Source organism: Rubrivirga halophila (genome assembly GCF_046845755.1).
Lineage (GTDB): Bacteria > Bacteroidota > Rhodothermia > Rhodothermales > Rubricoccaceae > Rubrivirga.
Genome location: NZ_CP177357.1, coordinates 3,169,966 through 3,193,694 on the forward strand (window position 1 = coordinate 3,169,966; position 23,729 = coordinate 3,193,694).

Annotated in this window: 28 protein-coding genes, 3 tRNA genes and 1 other RNA gene; 22 read left to right on the forward strand and 10 right to left on the reverse strand. The window is 73.0% G+C overall.

What is annotated here, in order from left to right:
• Positions 1–36: 36 nt before the first annotated feature.
• From ACLIRP_RS13860 to ACLIRP_RS13890, 7 genes are all read left to right on the forward strand, one after another.
• Positions 37–1,170, forward strand: a complete 1,134-nt coding sequence (locus tag ACLIRP_RS13860; protein WP_412061058.1) for an MlaD family protein — start codon at positions 37–39, stop codon at positions 1,168–1,170.
• A 142-nt stretch (positions 1,171–1,312) separates the two neighbouring features.
• Complete coding sequence (locus ACLIRP_RS13865) at positions 1,313–2,674, forward strand: FtsX-like permease family protein (RefSeq protein WP_412061059.1); 1,362 nt, start codon at positions 1,313–1,315, stop codon at positions 2,672–2,674.
• A gap of 357 nt (positions 2,675–3,031) precedes the next feature.
• The gene (locus ACLIRP_RS13870) at positions 3,032–3,913 is read left to right on the forward strand and encodes a tetratricopeptide repeat protein (RefSeq protein WP_412061060.1); all 882 of its coding nucleotides are present in this window, start codon (positions 3,032–3,034) and stop codon (positions 3,911–3,913) included.
• 212 nt (positions 3,914–4,125) lie between these two features.
• Entirely contained in the window at positions 4,126–5,367 is a 1,242-nt protein-coding gene (locus ACLIRP_RS13875) for a hypothetical protein (protein ID WP_412061061.1), read from the forward strand.
• A 260-nt stretch (positions 5,368–5,627) separates the two neighbouring features.
• Complete coding sequence (rpmB, locus tag ACLIRP_RS13880; RefSeq protein ID WP_412061062.1) at positions 5,628–5,867, forward strand: 50S ribosomal protein L28; 240 nt, start codon at positions 5,628–5,630, stop codon at positions 5,865–5,867.
• A 46-nt stretch (positions 5,868–5,913) separates the two neighbouring features.
• On the forward strand, positions 5,914–6,084 hold the full coding sequence (gene rpmG / locus ACLIRP_RS13885) for a 50S ribosomal protein L33 (RefSeq protein WP_412061063.1): 171 nt from the start codon (positions 5,914–5,916) through the stop codon (positions 6,082–6,084).
• Positions 6,085–6,144: 60 nt separating this feature from the next.
• Complete coding sequence (locus ACLIRP_RS13890; RefSeq protein WP_412061064.1) at positions 6,145–6,321, forward strand: hypothetical protein; 177 nt, start codon at positions 6,145–6,147, stop codon at positions 6,319–6,321.
• Between the two features lie 75 nt (positions 6,322–6,396).
• Here ACLIRP_RS13890 and ACLIRP_RS13895 read toward each other — a convergent pair whose 3' ends face one another.
• Positions 6,397–6,846 carry a hypothetical protein gene (locus ACLIRP_RS13895; RefSeq protein ID WP_412061065.1) on the reverse strand — a complete coding sequence of 150 codons (450 nt, stop codon included), beginning with the start codon at positions 6,844–6,846 and terminating at the stop codon, positions 6,397–6,399.
• Positions 6,847–6,903: 57 nt separating this feature from the next.
• Here ACLIRP_RS13895 and ACLIRP_RS13900 point away from each other — a divergent pair.
• A tRNA-Pro gene (locus tag ACLIRP_RS13900) sits at positions 6,904–6,977 on the forward strand.
• A 1-nt stretch (position 6,978) separates the two neighbouring features.
• Here the strand turns inward: ACLIRP_RS13900 and ACLIRP_RS13905 are convergent.
• Complete coding sequence (locus ACLIRP_RS13905) at positions 6,979–7,245, reverse strand: hypothetical protein (RefSeq protein ID WP_412061066.1); 267 nt, start codon at positions 7,243–7,245, stop codon at positions 6,979–6,981.
• A gap of 110 nt (positions 7,246–7,355) precedes the next feature.
• Here ACLIRP_RS13905 and ACLIRP_RS13910 point away from each other — a divergent pair.
• The 3 genes from ACLIRP_RS13910 to ACLIRP_RS13920 all read left to right on the forward strand — a co-directional run bounded on the left by ACLIRP_RS13910 (position 7,356) and on the right by ACLIRP_RS13920 (position 8,449).
• Positions 7,356–7,429, forward strand: a tRNA-Arg gene (locus ACLIRP_RS13910).
• A gap of 64 nt (positions 7,430–7,493) precedes the next feature.
• Positions 7,494–7,564, forward strand: a tRNA-Cys gene (locus ACLIRP_RS13915).
• 267 nt (positions 7,565–7,831) lie between these two features.
• The gene (locus tag ACLIRP_RS13920; RefSeq protein WP_412061067.1) at positions 7,832–8,449 is read left to right on the forward strand and encodes a hypothetical protein; all 618 of its coding nucleotides are present in this window, start codon (positions 7,832–7,834) and stop codon (positions 8,447–8,449) included.
• 98 nt (positions 8,450–8,547) lie between these two features.
• On the opposite strand, the gene ACLIRP_RS13925 is transcribed toward ACLIRP_RS13920, so the two are convergent.
• Positions 8,548–8,859 (reverse strand): hypothetical protein, encoded by a 312-nt coding sequence (locus tag ACLIRP_RS13925; RefSeq protein WP_412061068.1) that lies wholly within the window; start codon positions 8,857–8,859, stop codon positions 8,548–8,550.
• Between the two features lie 295 nt (positions 8,860–9,154).
• Here ACLIRP_RS13925 and ACLIRP_RS13930 point away from each other — a divergent pair, with 295 nt between their 5' ends.
• The 4 genes from ACLIRP_RS13930 (at position 9,155) to ACLIRP_RS13945 (ending at position 14,077) form a co-directional block, all read left to right on the forward strand.
• Positions 9,155–10,591, forward strand: coding sequence for a M16 family metallopeptidase (locus ACLIRP_RS13930; RefSeq protein WP_412061069.1), 1,437 nt, complete (start codon positions 9,155–9,157; stop codon positions 10,589–10,591).
• Positions 10,592–10,643: 52 nt separating this feature from the next.
• Positions 10,644–12,044, forward strand: coding sequence for a M16 family metallopeptidase (locus tag ACLIRP_RS13935; protein WP_412061070.1), 1,401 nt, complete (start codon positions 10,644–10,646; stop codon positions 12,042–12,044).
• Between the two features lie 168 nt (positions 12,045–12,212).
• A complete protein-coding gene (locus ACLIRP_RS13940; RefSeq protein WP_412061071.1) occupies positions 12,213–13,073 on the forward strand; it encodes a hypothetical protein in 861 nt (286 codons plus the stop codon).
• Positions 13,074–13,195: 122 nt separating this feature from the next.
• Entirely contained in the window at positions 13,196–14,077 is an 882-nt protein-coding gene (locus ACLIRP_RS13945; protein ID WP_412061072.1) for a hypothetical protein, read from the forward strand.
• A 64-nt stretch (positions 14,078–14,141) separates the two neighbouring features.
• On the opposite strand, the gene ACLIRP_RS13950 is transcribed toward ACLIRP_RS13945, so the two are convergent.
• The gene (locus tag ACLIRP_RS13950) at positions 14,142–14,480 is read right to left on the reverse strand and encodes a cupin domain-containing protein (RefSeq protein ID WP_412061073.1); all 339 of its coding nucleotides are present in this window, start codon (positions 14,478–14,480) and stop codon (positions 14,142–14,144) included.
• 61 nt (positions 14,481–14,541) lie between these two features.
• Here ACLIRP_RS13950 and ACLIRP_RS13955 point away from each other — a divergent pair, with 61 nt between their 5' ends.
• Positions 14,542–15,669: an FAD-dependent monooxygenase gene (locus ACLIRP_RS13955; protein ID WP_412061074.1), complete on the forward strand. Its 1,128-nt coding sequence runs from the start codon at positions 14,542–14,544 to the stop codon at positions 15,667–15,669.
• On the opposite strand, the gene ACLIRP_RS13960 is transcribed toward ACLIRP_RS13955, so the two are convergent.
• Positions 15,666–16,424, reverse strand: a complete 759-nt coding sequence (locus tag ACLIRP_RS13960; RefSeq protein WP_412061075.1) for a hypothetical protein — start codon at positions 16,422–16,424, stop codon at positions 15,666–15,668. The two genes, ACLIRP_RS13955 and ACLIRP_RS13960, sit on opposite strands and share 4 nt — an antisense overlap.
• A 106-nt stretch (positions 16,425–16,530) precedes the next feature.
• On the opposite strand from ACLIRP_RS13960, the gene ACLIRP_RS13965 reads away from it, so the two are divergent.
• From ACLIRP_RS13965 to coaE, 3 genes are all read left to right on the forward strand, one after another.
• On the forward strand, positions 16,531–16,926 hold the full coding sequence (locus ACLIRP_RS13965) for a Rid family detoxifying hydrolase (RefSeq protein ID WP_412061076.1): 396 nt from the start codon (positions 16,531–16,533) through the stop codon (positions 16,924–16,926).
• Complete coding sequence (locus ACLIRP_RS13970; RefSeq protein WP_412061077.1) at positions 16,923–17,303, forward strand: nuclear transport factor 2 family protein; 381 nt, start codon at positions 16,923–16,925, stop codon at positions 17,301–17,303. Before ACLIRP_RS13965 ends, ACLIRP_RS13970 begins: the two co-directional genes overlap by 4 nt.
• A 91-nt stretch (positions 17,304–17,394) precedes the next feature.
• The gene (coaE, locus tag ACLIRP_RS13975; RefSeq protein WP_412061078.1) at positions 17,395–17,997 is read left to right on the forward strand and encodes a dephospho-CoA kinase; all 603 of its coding nucleotides are present in this window, start codon (positions 17,395–17,397) and stop codon (positions 17,995–17,997) included.
• Here coaE and ACLIRP_RS13980 read toward each other — a convergent pair.
• From ACLIRP_RS13980 to ACLIRP_RS14000, 5 genes are all read right to left on the reverse strand, one after another.
• Complete coding sequence (locus ACLIRP_RS13980; protein ID WP_412061079.1) at positions 17,994–18,326, reverse strand: hypothetical protein; 333 nt, start codon at positions 18,324–18,326, stop codon at positions 17,994–17,996. The two genes, coaE and ACLIRP_RS13980, sit on opposite strands and share 4 nt — an antisense overlap.
• Positions 18,327–18,415: 89 nt before the next feature.
• Positions 18,416–19,675 carry a bifunctional 3,4-dihydroxy-2-butanone-4-phosphate synthase/GTP cyclohydrolase II gene (locus ACLIRP_RS13985; RefSeq protein WP_412061080.1) on the reverse strand — a complete coding sequence of 420 codons (1,260 nt, stop codon included), beginning with the start codon at positions 19,673–19,675 and terminating at the stop codon, positions 18,416–18,418.
• On the reverse strand, positions 19,675–19,992 hold the full coding sequence (gene yajC, locus ACLIRP_RS13990; RefSeq protein ID WP_412061081.1) for a preprotein translocase subunit YajC: 318 nt from the start codon (positions 19,990–19,992) through the stop codon (positions 19,675–19,677). Before yajC ends, ACLIRP_RS13985 begins: the two co-directional genes overlap by 1 nt.
• Before the next feature lie 33 nt (positions 19,993–20,025).
• An RNA gene (gene ffs / locus ACLIRP_RS13995) (signal recognition particle sRNA small type) lies at positions 20,026–20,125 on the reverse strand.
• A gap of 186 nt (positions 20,126–20,311) precedes the next feature.
• On the reverse strand, positions 20,312–21,190 hold the full coding sequence (locus ACLIRP_RS14000) for a hypothetical protein (RefSeq protein ID WP_412061082.1): 879 nt from the start codon (positions 21,188–21,190) through the stop codon (positions 20,312–20,314).
• 267 nt (positions 21,191–21,457) lie between these two features.
• On the opposite strand from ACLIRP_RS14000, the gene ACLIRP_RS14005 reads away from it, so the two are divergent.
• From ACLIRP_RS14005 to ACLIRP_RS14015, 3 genes are read left to right on the forward strand one after another with little or no spacing between them, the layout of a single operon-like run.
• Positions 21,458–21,967, forward strand: a complete 510-nt coding sequence (locus ACLIRP_RS14005; RefSeq protein ID WP_412061083.1) for an RNA polymerase sigma factor — start codon at positions 21,458–21,460, stop codon at positions 21,965–21,967.
• Entirely contained in the window at positions 21,964–22,596 is a 633-nt protein-coding gene (locus tag ACLIRP_RS14010; RefSeq protein ID WP_412061084.1) for a hypothetical protein, read from the forward strand. The genes ACLIRP_RS14005 and ACLIRP_RS14010 overlap by 4 nt, the downstream gene beginning before the upstream one ends.
• Positions 22,589–23,719, forward strand: coding sequence for a serine hydrolase domain-containing protein (locus ACLIRP_RS14015; RefSeq protein ID WP_412061085.1), 1,131 nt, complete (start codon positions 22,589–22,591; stop codon positions 23,717–23,719). The genes ACLIRP_RS14010 and ACLIRP_RS14015 overlap by 8 nt, the downstream gene beginning before the upstream one ends.
• The last annotated feature ends 10 nt before the right edge of the window (positions 23,720–23,729 follow it).

Here is a 23,729-nt window from a genome sequence, read left to right on the forward strand (position 1 = left end):
CGTCGGTAACCTGTCGGCCCTGCTGACCCCTCGATTATGTCCCGCCAAGCCCGCCTCGGCCTCGTCATCCTGCTCGCGCTCATCTCGGCCATCGGCGTGATGTTCGTGATCGGGAGCCAGAACAGCCTGTTCGCCGACACCTTCGCCGTCCGCGCCAGCTTCGACCGCGTGGCCGGGCTCCAGCCCGGCGCGTCCGTCTTCTACAACGGGATCTCGGTCGGCCGCGTCAACCGGGTGCAGCTGCCGGCCGAGCCCGGCGCCCCCATCATGGTCTTCATGGCCATCGACGAGGAGGCCCGCCCGCTCATCCGCGAGGACAGCCGCGCGCTCATCCAGACCGACGGGCTCGTCGGCAACGTCATCGTCTCGCTGACCGACGGGAGCGCGGACCGGCCGCAGGTGGCCGACAACGGCCAGATCCAGGGCGTCAACCCGTTCGCGCTCGCCGAGGTCTCCGAGCGGCTGTTCGAGTCCGTCGCCCGGTTCGACTCCGTGACCGTCGGGCTGTCCCAGACGTTGGCGGACGTCCGCACCGGCCAGGGCACGCTCGGCCGCTTCTTGTACGACGAGACGCTCTACGAGAGCACCGTCGCCACGGCCGACGCCTTCGCCGGCACCGTCACCGAGGCCCAGCAGACGCTGCGCAGCTTTACCGCCCGCGCCGACCAGCTCGTGGCCGTCGCCGAGAACGCCTCGCGCGGCGTCGACGAGATCCTGACGCGCGTCTACACCGGCGAGGGGACCGTCGCCAAGTTCCTCAACGAGCCCGCCGTCTACGAGACGTTCCTGGCCACGGCCGCCCAGCTCCAGGAGGGCGCCGGCCAGCTCCAGACGGTCTCCGCCGACATCCGCGCCATCACCGACCGCCTCAACCAGGCCGCCGGCTGGGGCGCGCTCGCGACGTTCCGCGCCGCCGAGCTCATGGAGGCCGGCAAGCACAACTTCCTCTTCCGCGGCTACTTCGAGGACCGCGGCTACTACGAGATGGCGCCGTTCGAAGTCCGCGAGGCCGCCATCTCGGAGACGCTCGCCGACCTCCAGGAGTGGGAGCGCCGGCTCGTCGACCAGGAGCGCCAGCTCGAGGAGGCGCGCGCCGAGATGGCCCGCATCCGCGCCGAGGTCGAGGCCGCCGGCGGCCCCCGCCCCGCCGACTCCGCCCCCAACCGCTAGCGCAGCCGCCCCCCACTTGTCATCCTGAGCGCCAGCGAAGGATCTCGACGCCAGCGTCTCAGCTCGTAAAGACGGATGTCAGGGCTCGCAGGCCTACGTTGAGATCTTGGCTACGCCGACGCTTCGCGTTCGCCAGCTCAGGATGGCACGGATCGGGGGAGGCCGCCAGTCGACCGCCCGCCGCACACTTCGTTCCACCGCCCTGGACTACCGCCTCCTCATCGCCCGCCGGTACCTCGCCAGTCGCCGCCGGCTGACGCTGATCTCCGTCATCTCCGGCGTCTCGGTCGCCGGCGTCGCCGTCGGCGTCGCCGCGCTCGTGGTCGTGCTGAGCGTGCTCAACGGGTTCTACGACGTCGTCCGCGACCTGCTCGTCAGCTACGACCCGCACGTCCGCATCGAGGCCGTCGGCACGCGCGGGATCGCGGACGCCGACGCGCTGCTGACCATCGCGCGCGACGAGCCCGGCATCGCCAACGCGAGCGCCTACGTCGAGGGCAAGGCCCTGCTGGCGGTCGGCGGCGGGCCCGGCCAGGTCGTCACCGTCCGCGGCGTCGACCCCGGCTCGCTCGACGCCCGCGTCGGCCAGTCCATCCGCGACGGCGTCTTCGACCTCGGCCGCACCGACGGGACGAACGGGATCGTGATGGGCGCGGGGCTGGCGGGGCGGACCGGCGCGCGCGCGGCCGACCCGGGCGTCCAGCTCGACGCCGACAGCCCGCGCGCCGGCCGCGTCCCCGGCAGCCGGGTGTCGCTGCTCTCGGCCGGCGCGCTCGAACGCGCCATCACCCTGTACCCCTTCGGCATCCCCGACCAGCGCGCCTTCGAGGTCCGCGGCACGTTCTCCCTCGAGCCCACGTATGACGACGGCCACGTCTTCGTCGCGCTCGACCAGGCCCAGCGCCTGTTCGCGACCGGCGGCACCGTCACCGGCGTCGACCTCCGGCTGAGCGACCTCGACGACGCGGGCCCCGTCGCCGAGCGCCTCCAGGCGCGCCTCGACGCCGACGCGCCCGGCCAGTTCAACGTCCAGACGTGGTACGACCTCCAGGGCTCGCTCTACAGCGTGATGAAGCTCGAGAAGTGGGCCGCCTCCGCCATCCTCGCCCTCATCATCGTCGTCGCCGCCTTCAACATCGTCGGGGCGCTGACCATGATCGTCATCGAAAAGCAGCGCGACCTGGGCGCGCTCCAGGCCATGGGCGCCAGCCGCGCGGATGTGCGCCGCATCTTCCTGCTCGAAGGGCTGCTCGTGGGCGGCGTCGGCGCCGGCATCGGGCTGACGGTCGGGCTGGGCATCGCGCTCATTCAAAAAACGTTTGGCGTGGTCAAGTTGGCCGAGGCCGGCTCGTTCGTGATCGACGCCTACCCCATCGCCATCCGGGCGCTCGACATCGGCGCGGTCGTGGTCGTGGCCGTCGGCCTGTGCGCGCTGGCGGCCGTCTACCCGGCCGCTCGCGCCGCCCGCATCGACCCCGCGCGGGCGGTCCAGTCGGGCGCGTAGGCTGACGGTCTCGGGCTCGAGGCCGCCCGGGGAGCACGGCTTGGCAGGCGCAAGCCCTTCGCATCTGTCACGCGGGCACACCCGCGCAGCGCACGAGCCCTCCCGCGCGGCACAAGGGCATACCTGCGCTCTGCAAGCCCCCGCACGCGCTCTGCAAGCCCCCGCACGCGCTCTGCAACGACCCGCACGCGCTGCGCAAGAGGTCTCCCGCGCTGCGGGGCGCCTGCGGATTGGCTGAGGACTGCGCCCCGGCACGTCTAGGCCCTTGAAACCGCCCACTCGGGTTCCATAGGCTTGCGCCGAACGTCTTTCCCGGCCCTCCCCCCGATACCGGACGCCCACCCCACAGCCCTCCGTATGCGTACGCTCACGCTCCCGCTCCTCGCGGTCCTTCTCCTGCCCCTCTCCGCCTGCGACGAGGTCGGCCCCCTGTCCATCGACGGCGGCGTCGACGTGGCCGTCGACGACGCCGTGATCGCCCGCGACCAGGGCAACTTCGACGACGCCGTGGCCCTCCTCGAGGGCGCGCTCGCCCAGGAGCCCGCCAACTCCAAGGTCCGCGTCGAGCTGGCGACGACGCTCTTGCAGCGCGACGGGATCGACCTGCTCGACCTCGACCGCATCGGCCAGTTCCTGACCGAGACCGCCACCGGCTCCGGCACGGGCCGGACCGCCGCGCGCGGCGGCTGCGCCTTCGCCAACGACCCGACCGCGACGGTCTTCGACCCGACCGAGGTCGAGGGCTTCGACGAGCTGCTCGCCGGCGCCGGGACGCTCGACCGCGCCGAGGGCCTGCTCGACGGCGTCGTCCCCCCGGCCGTCACCGACTTCCAGCTCTGCACCAGCGTCGCCGACGGCGAGCTCGTCTACGACCAGGCCGGCGCCATCGCCGACCTCGGCGCCGAGGGCCTCACCGGCGCCCAGCAGACGCAGACGCTCGCCGTGAGCGCGCTCACGGACTTCGTCGACGCCTACCTCTACGTCTCCGAGGAGCTCCCCCCCAGCACCGTCTGGTACCGGCTCGCCGACGGCTCCATCGCCTTGTGCGCCGACGACGAGGCCGAGCTCCGTGACGCCGCCGAGGCGCCGATCCAGGCCTTCGGCCAGGCCGTCCTCGCCCTCGACACCCGCGCCGAGCTGCTCGGCGGCAGCTCCGTCGCCACCGAGGTGGTCGAGGTCGCCCTCGACGCCTACACCGAGCTCCAGGAGTCCGTCGTCGGCTACTGCACCACCGACTAGCCCCCATCAGGAGAAGTGGACGGGAGGAGCAGACGAGCCGAGGGTCTCCTCTCCCATCCTCTTCTTCTCCGCCTCTCGTCCTCGGCACCCAGATCCTCTCCGGCGACCGGGGCGCTCGCACATCGCGGGCGCCCCGGCTCGCGTTGGGGCCGTTTGGTAAAGCGTCCCCGCTCCGGGTCGATACCCCTCGTCCCCCCCTGACTCCCCGTTCGATGCGCCGTCCCGCCCTCCTCCTCGCCCTCGCCGCCGCGCTCGCGGTGCCCGCCCTCGCCCAGCCCGTCGTGACGCCCGCGCGCGAGGCGCCCGTCGGCGCCGCCGACCTGGTGGCCCTGGGCTCCGGCGGCGCCGTGGCCGCCATGCCCACACTCGACTCGCCGTTCCTGTCGAACCCGGCCCACATCACCGCGCGCGGCTTCTCGCTGACGATCGCCGGCGCGACCGCCGGCGCGGGTGGCAACGTCCGCGAGACGGTCGACTTCTACGACGCCGAGCTCGGCCCGGCCATCGAGGAGGGCCTCGACCAGATCCGCGCCGAGGACCCCGTCCGGCTCGCGGCGCTGTACAACGAGGCGCTCCGCGTCGGGGCCCAGCCCAAGACCGCCGACCTCGCCGTCCTCGCCCCGTCGGTCCGCTTCGGCGTCGGGCCCGCGTCCGTCGGCGCCGGCGTCTACGGCGCGTCGGTCTCGCGCGGCCGGATCACGAACGGCGGCGGCGGGGTCCCGTTTATCGACCTCTACAGCCAGGCCGACATCGCCGTGCCCGTCGTGGTCGGCGTCGACCTCGGCAAGACGCCCGCCGCTCTCGCGATGCCGTTCGGCGTGCGCGTGGGCGCCTCGGCCACCTACCTCCAGCGCCGCGTCACGGCCAAGGCCGACCCCGTCGACGCGCTCGAGCCCGACGGCGAGAAGATCTACGTCCTGCGCGGCGACGCCGTCCGCCTGGCCGTCGGCGCCTTCGCCACCGACGTGCTCGTGCCCGGCCTCGACCTCGGCGCCGAGATCTCCAACGTCGGCGGCACCATCGACTACGCCTTCGACCGGTCCATCGACGTGTCCGGGTCGGAGGGCACGCCCGACGACACCGCCGAGATCGCCGCGCTCGAGGCCCGCTTCGACAACCGCCCGACCGAGGCCGTCGCCCGCGTCGGCGCCGCGTTCCGGCTCCCCGCCATCCCTGGCGTCCGCGCCTCCGTCGGCGTCGACTACACCTCGGCGGCCACGTCCGACTTCGAGCAGTCGGCGCAGGCCGGCTTGCGGGGTGGCGCGCGCGCGCGTCTGGCGGGCCTCGTCGAGCTCCGCGCCGGCGTCAGCCAGGGGATGCCCACGGCCGGCGCGTCGCTCGTGACCAAGTTCGTCCGCATCGGCTACGCCACGTACGGCGTCGAGGACGGCCGCCTCCTCGGCCAGCTCCAGCGCCGAAACCACGCCGTCCAGATCCGCGTCGGGATCTTCTAAGGCACGGGGAATGAGGAACGGGGAGCGGGCAGACGGTGCCGCGGTTGCCGTATCTGCCGGACCGAAAAGCTCTGCCCGGTCCCCATGCCCAGCTCCCCACTCCCCCGCCCCCGTCTTCGCCCCAGACTCACACGTTTGGGCCGGTTTCGGGTTGGCCTCGCCCCGCAGGGGCCGTAGGTTCGATGGCTCTGCTGTGCACCGATGCGCAGCGGCCCCGAAGGATCCCTCCCCGAGCCCGCGGACGTGTGCCGCGACGACCGATGTCCCGCACAGACCAGATTACCGGCAAGAAGCCGATGTTCGGCAACCACGTCTCGCACGCCCACAACAAGGTGCGCCGTCGGTTCAACGTGAACCTGCAGAAGAAGCGGTTCTACGTGCCGGAGGAGGACAAGTGGATCACCCTCCGCGTGTCCGCCCAGACGATCAAGACGATCAACAAGAAGGGGATCTCGGCCGTGCTGAAGGATGCCCGCGCCAAGGGCACCTCGCTCGTCTAAACCCCACACCTCGCTCGCGACCTCGCGGGCATAGACCTCAGAGACCATGGCCAAGGGCAAAGACGTCCGCCACCAGGTGATCCTCGAGTGCACCGAGCAGCCCGGCACGTCGCGCTACGCGACGATGAAGAACCGCCGGAACACGACCGCTCGCCTCGAGCTCAAGAAGTACAACCCGACGCTCCGCAAGCACACGCTGCACCGCGAGATCAAGTAGTCCGATGCGGGCTCCGGGCCCGCCCGACTCCGCGTCCCCTCCCCCTCGACCCCCACTCCCATGGCGAAGAAAGTCTCGAAGAACCAGCGGACCAACCGTGGCGCCGGCCAGGAGGCCAAGCAGATGGCCAAGATCATTGTGGCGTCCAAGAAGCAGAACGGCCAGTTCGAGTTCCGCTCGCGGATGGTCGAGGCCGGCTCCGTGCAGGACGAGCTCAAGGCGGCCCAGGCCAACTAGCTCTCCCGCTCGACAGAGTCCAACGGGGCGCTTCCAGACGGAGGCGCCCCGTTTTTCGTGCCCGCCCCGCTGGCCCTACTGGCGGTGCCGCATCGCGAGCCACCCGGCCACGCGGTCGTCGCTGGGCCACGTCAGCGCGGCGAAGGCGAAGAGCGTCATCCCGAAGGCGAGCGCCAGCAGCTCGCCGGTGAGGAGCGCGGCGGCGGCGCCCAGGATCGCGGGCACCTCAGCGACCGCCAGCGAGGCGATGCCGAACGTCCGCGCGACCCCCTCGGCCTCGGCGTCGGAGCCCGCCCGTGCCAGCCGCATCTCCATCGTCCGCACGAGCGCGAACGCACCCGCGGTCGCCGCCATCGACAGGAGGGCGACCGCGAAAAAGGCGGTCTGAGCCATCTCCGCGAGCGGGGCACGCTCGGCCGCCGCCGCCAGCGTGCCGAGCGTCCCCATCACGAGCGCGCCCCCGACGCACACCGCGCCCCAGACGATGCGGAGCGGGCGGGCAAAGGCGGAGACGTCGGTGGGCATGTCTAGGTCGCGGGAAGGGTCTCGAAGGTAGCTCGGGGTTACCTTGCGGCGTCCGTTCGGGGCGTAGCGCAGCCCGGTAGCGCGCCTGCTTTGGGAGCAGGAGGTCGTGGGTTCGAATCCCGCCGCCCCGACTTAGATCTCGCCAAGAGCTGCCTCCTCGTCGGCGACATGGCGCATCCGGTGGCAGTTTGCGCAAAGCATGACGCACTTCGCGAGTTCGCGCTGGCGCCGGTCCGAGGAGAAGAGCCGCAGCTTTGTCCAGCCGAACTCCTTCTCGGCCGGGTCGAGGTGGTGGAACTCGAAGACGTCCGGGTGGAACGCCTCGCCACAGTCCTGGCACCGTCCGCCGAAACGAACCACTTCCTCCGCCTTAATGCGGCGCCAGCGATCGACGCACATCCGGTTGAAGCAGGCCTTGCACCGAGACTGGATCTTCCGGCCCGATCGATAGAAGTCCGCGAGCGGGAGCGCCCGTCCGCAGGTCGTGCACGTCCTAGTTTCCGCCATCTGCCCCGGTAGCTTAATTGGATAAAGCGACGGCCTTCTAAGCCGTTGAGTCCAGGTTCGAGTCCTGGCCGGGGTACACGGTACGGTGCGCACGCGGACCTCATGCAAGCGGGGTTCGGGTCGCCGTAGATTCCCCGCACGGTGCCGTGGCCGAGGGGTTAGGCACAGGTCTGCAAAACCTGCTACACCGGTTCAAATCCGGTCGGCACCTCCCCCGCCCCGCTGGCGCTCGCCGGCGGGGCGGCGTGCGTTCCGGGCAGGCCACCCGACGTAAGCGGGGACGGGATCGCGGGGTCGACGGCGCAATCCCCCCACGGCCGCATCGGGGCGGCGCCCCACCCATCGGCGCGCACGCGGTCGGAGATCGGGGCGTCTGCCGTAGCGTGCACGTACGCCCTGCGAATCCCGATGCCTCTCCGCCACGCCCTCCCCACCCCTCGGGTCCAGCCGCTCGCGCCGACCACCGACCGCTGAGGCTATGGAACCCGTCGCCGAAAACGCTCCCGAGATCATCGAGGCCGCCGCGCAAAGCCCGCTCGGCATCTTGGCCCTGCTGGTGCTCGTCGTCGGCGTCGTCGCCGTGGTTCTGTTCCGCCATTCGCCCGACAAGGTCAAGCTGGCGTGCTTCGGGATGATCTTCGCCGGCGCGGTCGGGTTCGGCTTGGCGGTGCTCGGGCAGGCCGCGCCGGACCGGAGCGAGCCGGCCGTCGTCGGCCCCGCCGACCACCCTCCCAACCCCGTCGACACCGAGCCGGCATCCCCGCGCGCGCCGACGCCGCGCGAGGCGCCCGACGAGCCCGAGCGGACGACCGTCACGCTGTCGTACGCGGGAGACCTCTACGGCTGCGTGCTCGACCTCGCGTTTGACGTGGGCGACCAGTCCATCCGGCCCTCGTCGAACGTCGTCCAGCTCAGCGGCGTCGAGCTCGGCCGCCAGCCGTACCGCATCCGGGGCACCATCGGCTGCCCCGGCATCGGCGCCTGCCAGGCCGACGGGGCGGGGACGCTGGCGGTCGAGCCGGGCGCCGTGTTCGACTTGGTGTGGAGCAACGACACGCCCGGCGGGTGCTCCGCGACGTTGACGCGGCGGATGTAGCCGTCGCCGGCCCCAACAGAAAACGGGGAGCCCAGAGCGGGCTCCCCGTCGTGTTCAGTCGTGCGTGCGCCGCCCGCGGGCGTCGCGCGCGAGCCGGCCTAGATAAACAGGTACGCCAGCCCCAGAAGCGCCGCCGTGGCGACCACCATCGAGCCGACGTACGCCGCGCCGACGCCGTCGCGGCGGGCGTCCTGGACGTCGACGTCGGCGACGTCGACGGTCGACGGGGCGACGTGGGCGGACAGGTCCACGCCCGAGGTCAGCGCGGGGGCGGCCTCGGCAGCCGGGGCGAGGACGGCGGGCGCCTCGGACACAACGGTGTCGACCGCCGGGGCGTCGTCCTGGAGGGACTGGGCGCACGGCGCGGCGGCAAAGGCGAGGACGGCGGCGAGGGCGAGAGCGATGCGCATAGCAAGGGGGGGAGTGTGGGCAGGCGAGTCGCCTGCGGGTGTCGGAGGACCGAGCCGGTCTTCCCCTCGTATCGCCGGGGCGGGCGCCGGGGTGAAGCGACGGGCCACGCGGGCCACGACACGGACCAATACTCGCGCAAACGGGAACGGTCCGGCACCCGAGGGCAGGTGGCCATCCGGCCGCTGCGCGCCCGCGCCGACGTCCGCCCCCCGATCGCCCCACCCGCCCGCGCCCTGCGGAACGGACCCCCGGCCGCCGGCTGGCGTAGAGACGCGCGCCCCCACCGCCCCGTCTATGCGTCTCGCCAGCCTCGCCCTCCTCGTCGCCGTCGCCGGCTGCTCGTCCGTCGATCGGCTGCCCGCCCCGCAGGCTCCGCCCTCGACCGAGCCGACCTTCGAGCCGATCGCCCCCGGCGAGCGGCCCGGCCCTGCTGCGGCCGCCTTCGCCGTGCCCGTCGTCTACGACACACTCGCGAACGGCCTCAAGGTGGTCGTCAGCGAGGACGACACCGCCCCGACGGCCGTCATCGCCGTCTACTACAACATCGGCTTCCGCATCGAGCCGCGCGACCGGACCGGCTTCGCGCACCTGTTCGAGCACATGATGTTCCAGGGGTCCGAGCACCTCGGCAAGAACGAGTTCATCGGGCTCGTCCAGCGCAACGGCGGCATCCTGAACGGGTCGACGCGGTTCGACTTTACCAACTACTTCGAGATCGTCCCGAGCAACACCGTCGAGACGATGCTGTGGGCCGAGGCCGACCGGATGCGCGGGCTCGACGTGACGGCCGAGAACCTGACCAACCAGCAGGGCGTGGTCTCCAACGAGGTCCGCGTCAACGTCATCAACCAGCCGTACGGCGGGTTCCCCTGGCTCGACCTGCCGCAGGCGGCGAACGAGAACTGGTACAACGCCCACAACTTCTACGGCGAGCTGAGCGACCTGGAGGCCGCCACGCTCGAGGACGTCCAGTCCTTTTTCGACACCTTCTACGCGCCCAACAACGCCGTCGTGGTGGTCGTCGGCGACGTCGACGCGGACGAGGTCATGGGCTGGGTGGAGCGGTACTTCGGCGGGATCGCCCGGGCCGACGTGCCGCCGATCCCGGACCTGCGCGAGCCGCCGCAGACCGAGGAGAAGCGCGTCGCCAAGGTGGACTCGCTGGCGACGCGGCCCGCGCTCGCGTTCGGCTACCACATGCCGCCGCGCAACTCGGACGCCTACTTCGCGATGGGGCTCATCCAGGAGATCCTGCTCGAGGGCGACGACTCGCGCCTGCACCGCGCGCTCGTCTCCGAGGCCGGCGTGACCTCGAACGTGTCGGGCGGCATCAACTGGCCGCTCGGCAACATGTTCAACTACAACGGCCCGATGCTGTGGTCGGCCTGGCTCGTCCACGACGACGAGACGGCGCCCGACTCGATCGTGGCGATGATCGAGACCGAGATCGCGCGGCTCCGCGACGAGGGCGTCGAGCCCGACGTGCTGGAGCGCGCCAAGGTCAAGCTCCGCAGCGGGCTCTACGACACGTTGGGCGGCACGTTCGGCTTTGGCCGGGCCGACCTGCTGGCGGCGTTCGCGCTCTTCGACGACGATCCGGCCCGCATCAACGGGCTCGTCGAGCGGTTCGAGCGCGTCACGCCCGGCCTCATCCGGCGGACCGCGCGCGACTGGCTGACCCCGGAGAACCGGACCGTCATTACGCTCGAGGCCGCAGGAGGCGGCTCCTGACGCCCGCCCTGCCCCGACGCTCCCGCTAGCCCCGACTCCTCCGATTCCGATGATGCTCCGTTCCCTCCTGGCCCTCGTCTTGCTGCTGGCCGTGCCCGGCGCGCTCGCCCAGGGCTTCCCGTCCACGCCGCCCGCGCCCGGCGAGCCGCGCCCGTTCACGCTCCCCGAGGGCACCTCGTTCACGCTCGACAACGGCATCGACGTGACGCTCGTCCCCTACGGCGCGCTCCCCAAGGCGACCGTCTACGCCGTCGTCCGCTCCGGCAACGTTGACGAAGGCCCCGGCCAGACGGCGCTGGCGGACGTGATGGCCGGGCTCCTGACCGAGGGCACGACCTCGCGGACGGCCGCCGAGATCGCCGACCAGGCCGCCGACCTCGGCGGCTCCATCAGCGCCGGCGCCGGGCTCGACCAGACGTTCGTCACGAGCCGCGTGCTGAGCGAGTTCACGCCCGACGCCGTCGCCCTCGTGGCCGACGTGCTCCGCAACCCCGCCTTCCCCGACGACGCCTTCGCGCGCGTCCAGCGCGACCAGCTCCGCGGCGCGGCCATCGCCCGGAGCCAGCCGGGCACGTTGGCGCGAGCGGCCTTCACGCGCGCCCTCTACGGCGACCATCCGTACCAGGCCGTCGTCCTGCCCGACCCGGCCCAGATCGAGGCGTTCACCGTCGCCGACGCCCGCGCCTTCTACGACGCGACGGTCGGGCCCCGGCGGACGCGGCTCTACGTCGTCGGCCAGTTCGACGAGCGCGCCGTCGAGGCCGCCGTCCGCGACGCCTTCGGCGACTGGGCCGGCGGCCCGGCGATGTCGGACCCGACGCCGCCGACCGTCACCGACGGCCGCCGCGTGATCCTGGTCGACCAGCCCGGCGCGGCGCAGTCGAACGTGACCGTCGGCCTGTCCACCATCGACCCGACCGCCGACGACTTCGTGGCGCTCCAGGTCACGAACGCGCTCCTGGGCGGCAGCTTCGGCAGCCGCATCACGCGCAACATCCGCGAGGACAAGGGCTACACCTACAGCCCCGGCTCGTCGGTCTCGACGCGCTTCCGCGACGGGACCTGGGCCGAGAGCGCGGCCATCCAGACGCCTGCGACCGGCGCCGCCATCACCGAGATCCTGTACGAGATCGACAGCCTGGCGACCACGCCGCCGTCCGCCGAGGAGCTGGAGGGGATCCAGAACTACCTCGCCGGCACGTTCGTCCTCCAGAACTCGTCGCCGGGCGGCATCGCCTCCTACCTGGCCTTCCTCGACCTCCACGGCCTCGGGCGCGACTACCTCGAGCGCTACGTCGAGCGCGTCTACGCGGTCACCCCGGAGGACGTGCGCCGGGTGACCGAGCAGTACATCCGGAGCGGCGACGCGGCCATCGTCGTCGTCGGCGACCGGAGCGTCGTCGAGGCGCAGCTCGCGCCGTTCGGCGACGTGACCGTCGAGACGCTGGACTGAGCCTGCTGGCGGCTTGCGCCGCCAGCGACCCGAGCCTGGTGGACCGTCGCGCGGTCCACCAAGCTCGCGCCAGCAGGGGCACGGCTAACGGCTCCGAAGGGCACCGGGCGATGGCTTTAGGTCGCCGCGGGACGCCGCGTTCTTGCGGGCGACTCCTTTCCCCAGCCCATGCGCACACCGCTCCTCCTCACCGCTCTCGCCGTCGCCCTCGCCGCTTGCGACGCGACCTCGCCCTCCGACCCCGCCGCGCTCGTTGGCCGGTGGACCGTCGCCGAGGTGACCACCTCGGACAGGGTCGTCAGCCGGATCGACCAGCCCGTCCCGAACTTCTCGGGTCCCACCGAGGGGGCCCTCGCGGTGACCGGCGCCGCCGAGCGGATGCTGGGCGCCGTCGCCAACGCCGGGCGGACGAGCGCCCGCTTCGCCGGGCGGCGGTCTTCCGACGGCACGCTGCCCAACCCGTCCCTCCGGCTGACCATGGGGCCGTGGTCCTCCGACGCGTCTCTCGACCTCGACCTTGGCCTGTCGACCCAGCCTGGGGAGATCTACGCGACCACGCTCCCCCCCGGGACGGCGCTGTTCACGTATGAGAACGGGCGCTTGACCGTCCCCGAGATCGAGTTGCTCGAACAGAGCGGGACGGGCGGGACCGTCCGCGTGAGTGGCACGATCGAGGTGCCCGTCCTCCAACTCCGCGCCGGGGCCGAGACGCTCACCCGGACCTCGGTGTCGACGCCCGACTTTCCCCACGCGCTCGTCTTCCGATCCGACGGCTCCGTCCTCCGGGAGGACACCCACCAGACCGAGACCGGCCGCTGGGAGGCCGCCGACGGCGAGGGGGCGATGACCTTCGACGGCTTCACGACCCGCTTCCGCTTCGCAGTCGAGGACGGCGTCCTCCGCCTGACCTACGACTACGAGACGGAAACGGAGGTTTTGGAGGGGATCGAGAGCCGCCTGTTCGCCGAGCCCGGCTCCATCGAGTCGGCGCGGAGCGAGTCCGTCCATGCGTACCGGGCCGGGCGCTGAGCCTTGAGGCGCCTCGGGCCCGAGGGGGGGGTCTATGAGCGCCGCGGCCGGGCAGCGACGAAGACAACGGGATGGCGCGGCCCGGGTCGGTGGGGTACCATCGGCCCCCTTCTCACGCCCCCATGCGCACGCTCCTCGCCCTCGCCCTAGCCTTTCTCTCCGCGTGCGACACCGGGGAGGTGGCCCCCGTGCCGTCGCCGCTGGTGGGCACGTGGGACCTGACCGCGCTCACGTCGGAGACCCTCGTGACGAGCCGCGTGGACCAGTCGATTCCCGACCTGTCCGCCCAAGGCGAAGGGGGCATCGAGGTCGCGGGCGCCGTCACTGACCGCCTGCGCTACGTCTGGTACGTCGACCGCCAGCAGGGGACCCTCGACGAGGTGGTCTTCGGCACGACGCCGGGGCCGCCCGCCGCGGGCATCCCGGTCGTCACGCTGGGGGTGGGGGCCGGGTTGGGGCCGTCGGTCCTCAACTGGCTCCCGCAAGGCGTCGACACCCCCGAGGTCCGCTACGAGGCGGGTGGCCAGGCTCCCTACAGCTACGAAAACGGCCGATTTGTCGTCCCGGCCGTCACGCTCCGGGCCGACGACGGATCTCAGGTGCAGGCCCAGGGGTCGCTGACGGTCCCGCTCGTCCGGCTGGCGGCGGACCGCGAGGTGTCCGTCGAACGCCGCGACGGGTCGACGGACGGGCGCGCGATTGCGTTCACCGAGGCGGGCACCTTTACCCAGTCGGCCGAGGGAGACGTGTTTCTGACCGGGACGTGGCAGACCGACGGGGCGGAGAGCCTGGAACTCCGCCCCGGCGGGCGGCCTGTCGACTACGCCATCGAGCCGCGCGTCACGTACCGCGTCGACGGGTCGGTGCTGCGCCTGACCCGGAGCTTCGACCGCGGTTGTACGGACGAGTGCCTGCCCTCCTACGCTGCCAACCACTACGCCGAGCCGGGGTCGATCACGCGCGTGCGCACGGTCGTGGTCGAGACGTACCGACGCGTGCGGTAGCTGGCGGCCACAGAAACGGCCCGCTCCCCGAAGGAAACGAGCCGTCGGGAGTCGGCGGCTTGCGCTAGCCGTCGTCGCGGTCGTTGACGCGAGCGGGCGGCGAGGTGGCCTCGACGGCGGTCAGGTCCTCCAAGATCGTGTAGTGCCGCGTGGCACCCTCGGGGACGAGGTAGCTGTCGCCCGCGCCGCACGTGACGACGTCGTCGCCGACGTGGACCTCGACCTTGCCCGAGACGACGTAGCCGACGGTCTCGTAGGGGCGCGTGTGCGGGTCGCCAGCGGTACCGGCGGACTCGGTCCAGCGGCGCATCGCGACGGCGGTGCCAGAAACGAGGTAGGTCTGGCCCATCTCGCCGGTCGGCGAGGCGGAGGAATCGATCTTCTTGACGGAGTGGTCGGCCATGGGAATGGGTGGGGAGAGGGGGGCCGTTGAATCCGGGCGCGGCGTGGGGGGTTTCTCAGGGGTGTCCCCAGTCCCCCCGTACGACGCCGCCATCGTTGGGCTCGGCCCCGTCGGCGCCACGCTCGCAGCGCTGCTGGCCGGGCGTGGCCTGCGCGTGGTCGCGCTCGACCGCGAGACGGCGCCGCACACGACCCCCCGCGCCGCCCACCTCGACGGCGCCGCGCTCGCGGTGCTGGCGCAGGCGGGCGTCAAGCCCAAGGGCCGGCCGCTCGACGGGTTCGACCTGGTCGACCGGCAGGGCCGCTTGCTGCTGCGGGGCCGGCCGGCCGAGGCGCCGCCACCCGGCGTCCCGGCGGCGCTGCTGATCCACCAGCCGAGCGTCGAGCGGGCGCTCCGCGAGCGGCTCGCGGCGCTGGGCGTCGAGGTCCGCCTCGGGCATACGGTCGGCCGGGTCGTGGACGAGGGCGGCGCGGTCCGCGTAGAAGGCGCCGGGCCGGACGGCCCGTTCCGCGTGCGGGCGGCCGTCGTGGTGGGGTGCGATGGGGCGAGCAGCGTCGTCCGCGAGCAGATCGGCGCGGCGCTCGTCGGGGGCCGCTTTGCCCAGCGCTGGCTCGTTGTCGACGTGCTCGCGCCGCCCGGCCTCGCCCTCCCCGACCGCCTCCTCCAGATTGCCGACCCGGTCCGACCGACGACGTCGGTCCCGTTCGCGGCGCCCCGCCACCGCTGGGAGTTCCGGCTCCGCGACGAGGCCGACGCCGCCGCGCTCGCAGCCGTGCCGGCGCTTCTGGCGGCCCACGTCGATCCGGACGCCGTCGAGGTGGAGCGGGCGGCCGTGTACACGTTTCGCGACGTGGTCGCCGACCGCTGGCGGGCCGGCCGCGTCGTGCTGGCAGGCGACGCGGCGCACCAGATGCCGCCGTTTCTGGGGCAGGGGCTCGGGGCCGGCCTGCGGGACGTGGCCGTGCTGGCGCCGCTCGTCGAGAGGGTCGCCCGGGGGGCCTCGCCCGATGTCCTCGACGCGTACGAGTCGGAGCGGCGCCCGCACGTTGTGGCGACGATCCGGCAGGCCGTCCGGCTGGGGCGGTTGGTGACGCTGCCCGAGCCGCTGGCGAGCGTGCGCGACGGGCTGCTCCGCGCGGGCGGGCGCGTCCCCACGCTCCGCAGGCGGCTGCTCGACGTGCGCGGCTAGAGGGCCGGCGTCTGCACGGGAGGGAGGTCAGCGACGGACCAGTCGACGGCGCCGTCGCCGCTGAGGGCAGGCGCTGCCGGGGAGGCCCGCGCGAGCGTCACCGCCAGCAGGGCGATCGCCCCGGCCGCGAGCACGCTCAGCACCACCATCTCACCGCCCTCCTCGATCGTCGTCAGCAGCGTGTGGAGCCCGTTGATCTCGGGCCCGGCCATCGCGACCTGGTGGACCACGTCCATCCCGATGCCGAACGCCGCGAGCGCGCCGATGCCGACCAGCCCGACCCGGGCGACCCGCTGCGCCGCCGCGTGGCTCTTCCAGTAGCCGAGCGCGCCGAGCGCCAGGATGGGGCCCGCCCACGCGCCCACGAACAGGAGCTCGCCGAAGTCGTGCGGGCTCATCCCCACAACGGTCCCGAACCCGAGCGCGTCGCCGATCCGAACGCCCCAGTATTCGTGCAGCATCCCGGCGTCGTCGGCCAGGAACATCAGGAAGAGCGCGGCGAACGCCGCGAAGACCGGCTGGCGCGTTCGGACGGCGAGCGCGGCGGCGCACAGCCCGATCCACAACGTCTTGGCGTAGCCGAAGAGCTCGCCGAAGCCGCCGTCCTGGCCCAGCTTGAACGCCGGGTCGGTCACCCACCCCAGCTTGAACGGCAAGAACATCCCGATGAGGAGGACATCGACCGCCAGGAACAGCGCCGCCAGCACCCAGAAGGTGGACGTCGGCCGGAGGCTGCGGAGGGCCGAGAGGCGCATAGGGATGCCGGACGGAGGGGTGGCATTCGATATCGGCCTTCCGCCCGGCGGGTTAAGAGCTGGCCCGAGAGCGGGGGTATCCTTCCGCTTCCGCTGCACGCCCTCCATGGACATCCTCTCCGCCACCGACGCCCCGGCCGCCGTCGGCCCCTACAGCCACGCCGTCCGCGCGGGCGGGCTCGTCTTCTGCTCGGGCCAGGTCGCCCTCGACCCGTACCCCGCGCCGGGCGCCGACCCCAAGGCGCTCGTCGGCGAGACGGCCGCGGAGCAGGCCGTCCAGGTCTTCCGCAACATCACCGCCGTGCTCGCCGCCGCCGGGTGCACGCTCCAGGACGTCGTCAAGACGACCGTGCTGCTCGCGTCGATGGACGACTTCGCCGCCGTCAACGCCGTGTATGCCGAGGCCTTCGGCGACCACCGGCCGGCGCGCTCGACGTTCGCCACGGCCGGGCTGCCCGTCGACGCCCGCGTCGAGATCGAAGTCATTGCCGAGGCCTCATGAGCGAGGTCGCCGAGTTTTTCGCGCGGTACGCCGCCGCGTTCCAGGCCTTCGACGCCGAGGGCATCGCCGCGTGCTACGCCGCGCCGTGCCTGTTCGTCCGCGACGGCGAGACGGCCGCGGCCGAGAACGCCATCGCCGTCGCCGCCAGCGCCACGGCCCTCCTCGACCTCCACCGGGCGTGGGACGTGCAGACCGTCGAGCCGGGCGGGGTCATCGTGCTGGAGCGCGCGCCGGGCCACATCGTGGCGCGCGTCGACTGGCGCCTGGGCCGGGCCGGCTCGCGGATCGCCTGGGAGTACGCCACGACCTACGCGCTCGTCCCCGCCGGGACGGGCTGGCGCATCGCGCTCGCGTCGACGCACGACGCCCCGTTTTGAGCGCGCGAGCCGACGAGCGGCCGTGCGGCGGGCGGTCGGCACCGACCGCCCGCGTGGGCCCCTTCCCTCTTGGCCCTTGCCCCGTACCTCGATGACCACGGTTGGCGTCACCGGCGGAATTGGGAGCGGCAAGTCGGCCTTCGTGGCCCGGCTCGGCGCGCACCCCGGCGTCCGGGTCGTCCTGGCCGACGGCCTCGCCAAGCGGCTCATGGCCGAGGACCCGGCCGTCCGCCGCCAGCTCGTCGCGCGGTTCGGGCCCGAGACGTTTGGCCCCGACGGGACCCTCGACCGGAAGTACGTCGCGGGTCGCGTCTTCGCCGACGCCGACGAGCTGGCCGCGCTCAACGCCATCGTGCACCCCGCCGTGCGCCGCGCGCTCGGGGCGGCGAAGGCCCAGGCCGAGGCCGACGGCGTGGCCGTGCTCGTCTACGAGGCGGCCTTGCTGGTCGAGACCGGCGGGGCCGACGTCGTCGACCGCGTCGTCGTCGTCGACGCACCCGTGGCGCTGCGGCTGGCGCGCGCCGCCGCGCGCGACGGGGTCTCCGAGGCCGATGTCCGGGCGCGGATGCGACACCAGACCGATCCGGCCGCGCTCCGCGCGAGCGCCGACCTCGTGGTCGACAACGACGGCGACCTCGCGGCGCTCTGGGCGGCGGCCGACGCGCTCGCGGCCGACCTGCTGGGCGCCGGCTAAAGGTCCCGGTCCGGCGTGGCGCCCGTTCGGAACCCGACGCCCCCCGTGCCGCTCTCGTCGGGGGCCACCGAACGGGACTCGCGGGTCGCGGCCGAATCGCGGGCGGCCTGGGCGCGGGCTTCGGCCTCCACCTCCGACTGGAGACGGGGGGCCGGCGGGGGGGGAGGCATCGCCCGAGGGGGCGGCGCCATGGGCTCGACCCGGGCCGGCGCCATCGCCTCGGCGGCCGACTCGGCGGGCGGGGGCAACGCCGGACGAGCGGCCTGCGTGGTCCCGTAGAGGACGATGCCCGCTAGGGCGACCAACGGGAGGACAAGGGAGCGGGGCACGGGGCGCTCGGTGGTGCCTCGTCGGTATCAGCGCATCTCCCAAGCACTTAACGCCCCACCCGCCGGTGCGAACCGGGGCGGAGATGGCCCTAGTCGCCCAGCGCCGACGCCAGCGCGTCGCGGTCGTGGCCCGAGAGCCCGTCGAGGAGGTGGCCCATGCGGTCGCGCTTGGTGCGGAGGTAGCGCGCGTTGTGCTCGCCCGCCTCGACCTCGAGCGGCACCCGCTCGACGACCTCCAGGCCGTAGCCCGCCAGCCCGACGCGCTTGCGCGGGTTGTTGGTCATCAGCCGGAGCCGCCGCGCGCCCAGGTCGTGCAGGATCTGGCAGCCGATGCCGTAGTCGCGGTGGTCCATGTCGAAGCCGAGCGCCTCATTCGCCTCGACGGTGTCCATGCCCTCCTCCTGCAGCTTGTAGGCGCGGAGCTTGTTGAGCAGGCCGATCCCGCGGCCCTCCTGCTTCATGTACAAGACGACGCCCCGGCCCTCGCGCTCGATCTGCGCCATCGCCGCGTCGAGCTGCTCGCCGCAGTCGCACCGCGCCGAGCCGAAGATGTCGCCCGTCACGCACTGGCTGTGGACGCGCGCCAGCACGGGCACGTCGGGGTTAAACGGCCCGCCCTTCGTCAGCGCCAAGTGCACGTCGCCCGTGAGCACCTCCTCGTAGGCCGCGAGCTGGAAGTCGCCGCTCGCGGTCGGCATGTCGACCTCGACCACGCGCTGGACGAGCGTCTCGGTCCGCATCCGGTGCGCGATCAGGTCGCGGATCGTGACGAGCGGCAGGCCGTGGCGGTCGGCGAAGGCGCGCAGGCCGGGCGTCCGCTCCATGGTCCCGTCCTCGGCCATGATCTCGATGAGGACGCCCGCCGGGCGGAGCCCCGCCAGCCGGGCGAGGTCGACGGCCGCCTCGGTGTGGCCGGCGCGGCGGAGCACGCCGCCGGTCCGGGCGCGGAGCGGGAAGATGTGGCCGGGCCGCGCGAAGTCGGTCGGCTGGGCGACCGGGTCGGCAAGCGCGCGGATGGTCGCGGCGCGGTCGGCCGCCGAGATGCCCGTCGTGGTCCCCTCGCGGAGGTCGACCGAGACCGTGAACGGCGTCTCGTGGAGGGAGGTGTTGCGGGCCTCCATCATCGTCAGGTCGAGCGCCGCCGCGCGCTCCGGCGGGATCGCGACGCACATCAGGCCGCGCGCCTCGCGCGCCATAAAGTTGACGGCGTCGGGCGTGACGAGCTCGGCGGCCCCGATGAGGTCGCCCTCGTTCTCGCGGTCCTCGTCGTCGATCACCACGACCAGGCGGCCGTTGCGGATGGCCTCGATGGCCTCCGGGATCGAGTCGAAGCGCGTGTCGGCGGCCATTACGCCGGGTCGGTCGAGGCGCCCGGGGTCAGGCTGTAGCCGATCTTGCCCTTGTCGACGCGGAACTTGGTGCCGCCCTCGCCCTCGAGGACGACCGTCCGCTCGTCGAGCTGGCGGATGGTGCCGTGGACGCCGCCGACGGTGACCACCTTGTCGCCCTTCGAGAGCCCGCTGACGAGCTCGCGGTGGGCCTTGGCCTGCTTGGCCTGGGGACGGATCATGGTGAACCACATCACCAGGAAGAGCAGACCCAGCAGCAGGAGCGGGTTGCCGAAGAGACCGCCCGAGGCGGCCTGGGCGAGGGGGAGCGTCAGCATCGCGGGGGGCCGTGGAACGTCCGAAACAAAGAGTGAGGGCACGCGATCCGTATCGCGCCGCATCGACCTCCTACCGTTGCTGCCTTCCGGCCCTGGCGGAGTTCAGAGGGAGCTGGCCGTACGGGACGTGCCCTCACTCTGCCGGCAGGCCTGGAAGCAAGGGCTTCGGGGCGACCGGCAGATCCAATCTACCCACCGACACTTGGGAGGTTGCGAAGCGGCGGGGAATCTGAGCCCTGTCCGCACACGCGGCCCGACACCGGGCGGCGCCCGCCCTCCGGAGAGGACGTGCGCCGCAAGGCCATCGATGGGTCGCCGATCAGCGGACGTCGACGGTGTCGAACAGGATGAGCTCGTCGCCCATGGTCGACGTCAGGCGCACGCCGACGACGACCTCGCCGTCGGGCGCGGCCGCCAGCACCTCGTCGGCAGGGAACTTGACCGTCCCGCCATTCCCGCGGAGGTCGCCCTCGATCGCGAGCGTCGTGAAGACGGGCCGGGGGCCGGGGGGCGCGGGCTCGTCGACCGTCGTCGCGAGCACGATCTCGGCGGCGGCGAGCCTGAACCCGGCGGGCGCGGACACGTGGCCCGTCACGGTCGGCCGGCGGCTCCCGCGGGTAAGGGTCGACGGGGTCAGCCGGAAGCCGGCCCCTTCGGCGTTCACGGCGGCGACGCCGTTGAGATCGAAGCCCGACGGCGGCGCCCCGCCCGTGTCGGTCACCCGGACGTAGCGGGCCGAGCGCAAGCCCGAGCCGGCGAGGTCGAACAGGCCCGTGCCGTTGACCTCGCCGAGCGAGACGAACGGGCCGCCCGGCATGTCCGAGACGGCGACCTCGCCCGGCTCGGCGAACCCGAACCCGGCCGCGAGGACGGTCCCGTCAGACTCGACGACGAGCAGGTCCGGGCCGGGCCCGTCGACGACCCCCTCGCCCGCTCCGAGGTCGAGCACGACGAACCCGCCGACGCCGATGCCGGTGACGGGGGGGGCCTTGGCGGGGTCGAGCACCTGGAAGGCCCCGAGCGCGCCGGCCGGGTCGGGGAAGCCCTGGGTGGTCACGACGACGCCATCCGTCACGACGGCGTCGGCGAAGACGTCGTAGTCGGCGGCCGTGGCGGCGGCGGTGGAGGAGGCCGGGTGGTGCGCATCGCACGCGGCGAAGACGAGAGTGAGGGCGGCGAGGACGAGCGGTGCGCGCATGGGTCGGGGCGGAACAGGAAGGATCCATAATCCTAACGCAATCAATGACATCGGCGACCGGGGACGTTGAAACCTGCCCTGACCGGGCCCAATCGATCTTGCTAACTGTTTATTAGTTATCCGCCACGCGCTCACCCTGCGCGGAAACGCCCGCAGGTCCGGGAGCGCGAGCACGGCGCCGTCCGACCGCGCACGCGGTCTTTTTTTCGGGTCGGTGTAAGGTGCCACGTCGGCCCGCAACCAACGGGTCAGACGCCCTCCCCGACTGTGTCCGACGACGACCGATTCCAGCGCCTGCTCTCCGCCCACGGCCCTGCGCTGTGGCGGATCGCGGGGGCCTATGCCCGGACGCTGCCCGACCGCGAGGACCTGTACCAGGAGATGCTGCTCCAGACCTGGCGCGCGCTCCCGTCGTTCCGCGGCGAAGCCTCCGAGCGGACGTGGCTGACGCGGATCGCGTTCAACGTGGCGCTCGGGGCCGTCCGCTCGCGCGAGCGCCGGGCGACCGTCGACGCGCCGACGGCCGTCGACGCCGCCGCCGACCGCGGCCCGGACCCGCTCGCGACGGCCGACCGCTCCGACGCGCTCGCGCGGCTGGTCGCCGCCGTCCGCCAGCTCCCCGAGGTCGACCGCGCGCTCGTGGTGCTGTCGCTCGAAGAGCGCCCGCACGCGGAGATCGCCGACGTGCTCGGGCTGTCCGTCTCGAACGTCGGCGTCCGCCTCCACCGCGCCAAGGCGCGGCTCGCCGCCCTCGTCTCCGACCCCGTCCCGTCATGACCACCTTCGACGCCCTCCAGACCGTCTGGCAGACAGCCGACGTCCCCGTTCCCCGCGTCGACGCCGACGCGTTCGCCGAGCTCCGCACCGAGGCCGAGCGGTTCGACCGCACGATCCGCTGGCGCGACCGGCGCGAGTACGCCGCGGCTGCCATCGTCGCGGTCCTGTTCGCGCGCGGTTTCCCGTCCGCCGACGGCCTCGACCGCGTCGGGATCGTGCTCGCCGTGCTCGGCGCCGCGTTCGTGTGCGCCTGGATGTGGCGGGCCCAGCGGCGGCGCCCCCCCGTCGCGCCCGGCGCCCCGACGGCCGAAGCGCTGCGCGTCGCGCTCGAGCGCGTCGAGATTCAGATTCGCCTGCTCCGGACCGTCGCCTGGTGGTACCTCCTGCCCCTGATGGTCGGCCCCGTGCTGATGGGCGTCGGCGGCCCGCTCGTCGAACTCGTCACCGGGCCGCCGCTTGCGCCGGCGCGAACGGGTCTCGTCCTGCTGTTGAGCGGGCTCGTGCTCGCCCTCATGGGCGGCCTGCTCTGGGGCGTCTACTGGCTCAACCAGCGGGCCGTCGCCCGCGACCTCCTCCCCTTGCGCGACCGCCTCGCGGGCACCCTCCACGCCCTCACCGACGATGACTGACCTCCTGACCGACCCGACGTATCGCCGCCGACTCCTGGCCGCCCTCGTGGTGCTGCTCGCCGCCGCCGCCAGCGCCCAACCTGCCCGCCCTGTGAGCGGGATCGACGCCCTCGGCGTCCCGGTCGACTCGCTCACCCATGCCTTCGCCGAGGCGCACGGCTTGCCCTCTCTCGTGCTCGGCGTGGTCGTCGACGGCGAGCGCCGCGTGGTCGGGGCCGGCGAGGTAAACGGCACCGCGCCCGACGCCCACACCCTCTATGAGATCGGCTCGGTGACGAAGGTGTTCACGTCGCTGCTGCTGGCGGACGCCGTGGTGCGCGGCGAGACGACGCTGGAAACCCCGCTCGCCGACGTGCTCGGCGCCCCGGTCGGCGCCCACCCCGACGGCCCGATCCGTCTTGTGGACTTGGCGACGCACGCCTCGGGCCTGCCCCGGCTCGACGACACGATGGACACGCTGCCGGGGTTCGACCTGGCCGACCCGTACGCCGCGTACGGCGCCGAGCACCTGCTGGCGTTCCTGGCGTCCGTCGAACCCGCGACGGCCCCCGGCCAGGCTCAAGAGTATTCGAACGTGGGCGCCGGGGCGCTCGGCTACGTCCTCGCGCGTCGCGCCGGCTCGACCTACGAGTCCCTCGTCGCCGAGCGCGTGCTGGCCCCGCTCGGCCTCCGCGAGACGTTCGCCACGGTCCCCGACTCGCTCGCAGACCGGTTCGCGACGGGCCACGACGCCAGCGGCGCGGCCACCCCGCACTGGACCTTCCAGGACGCGACCTTCGGCGCGGGCGGCCTGCGCTCGACGGCGGCCGATATGCTGACGGTCGCCGAGGCGGCGATCCGTCCCCAGGCGACTCCGCTCGCCGACGCCATCGCCCTCACGCTCGAGCCCCGCGTCCCGGTCAGCGGGCCGGTGGAGCAGGGGCTCGGTTGGGTCCTCCTCCCGTTCAGCGGCGGGCCCACAGCGGCCTTCCACGACGGACAAACCGGCGGGTTCGTCTCGTTCGTGGCTGCGCTCCCCGACGACGACATCGGCCTCGTCGTCTTTACGAACCGGGCCGCCGACGTCTCCCCGCTGGCGTTCGACGTGCTCGGGCGGCTCCGCCAGGCCCGCGCGGGGCGGTAAACGGCGCGGC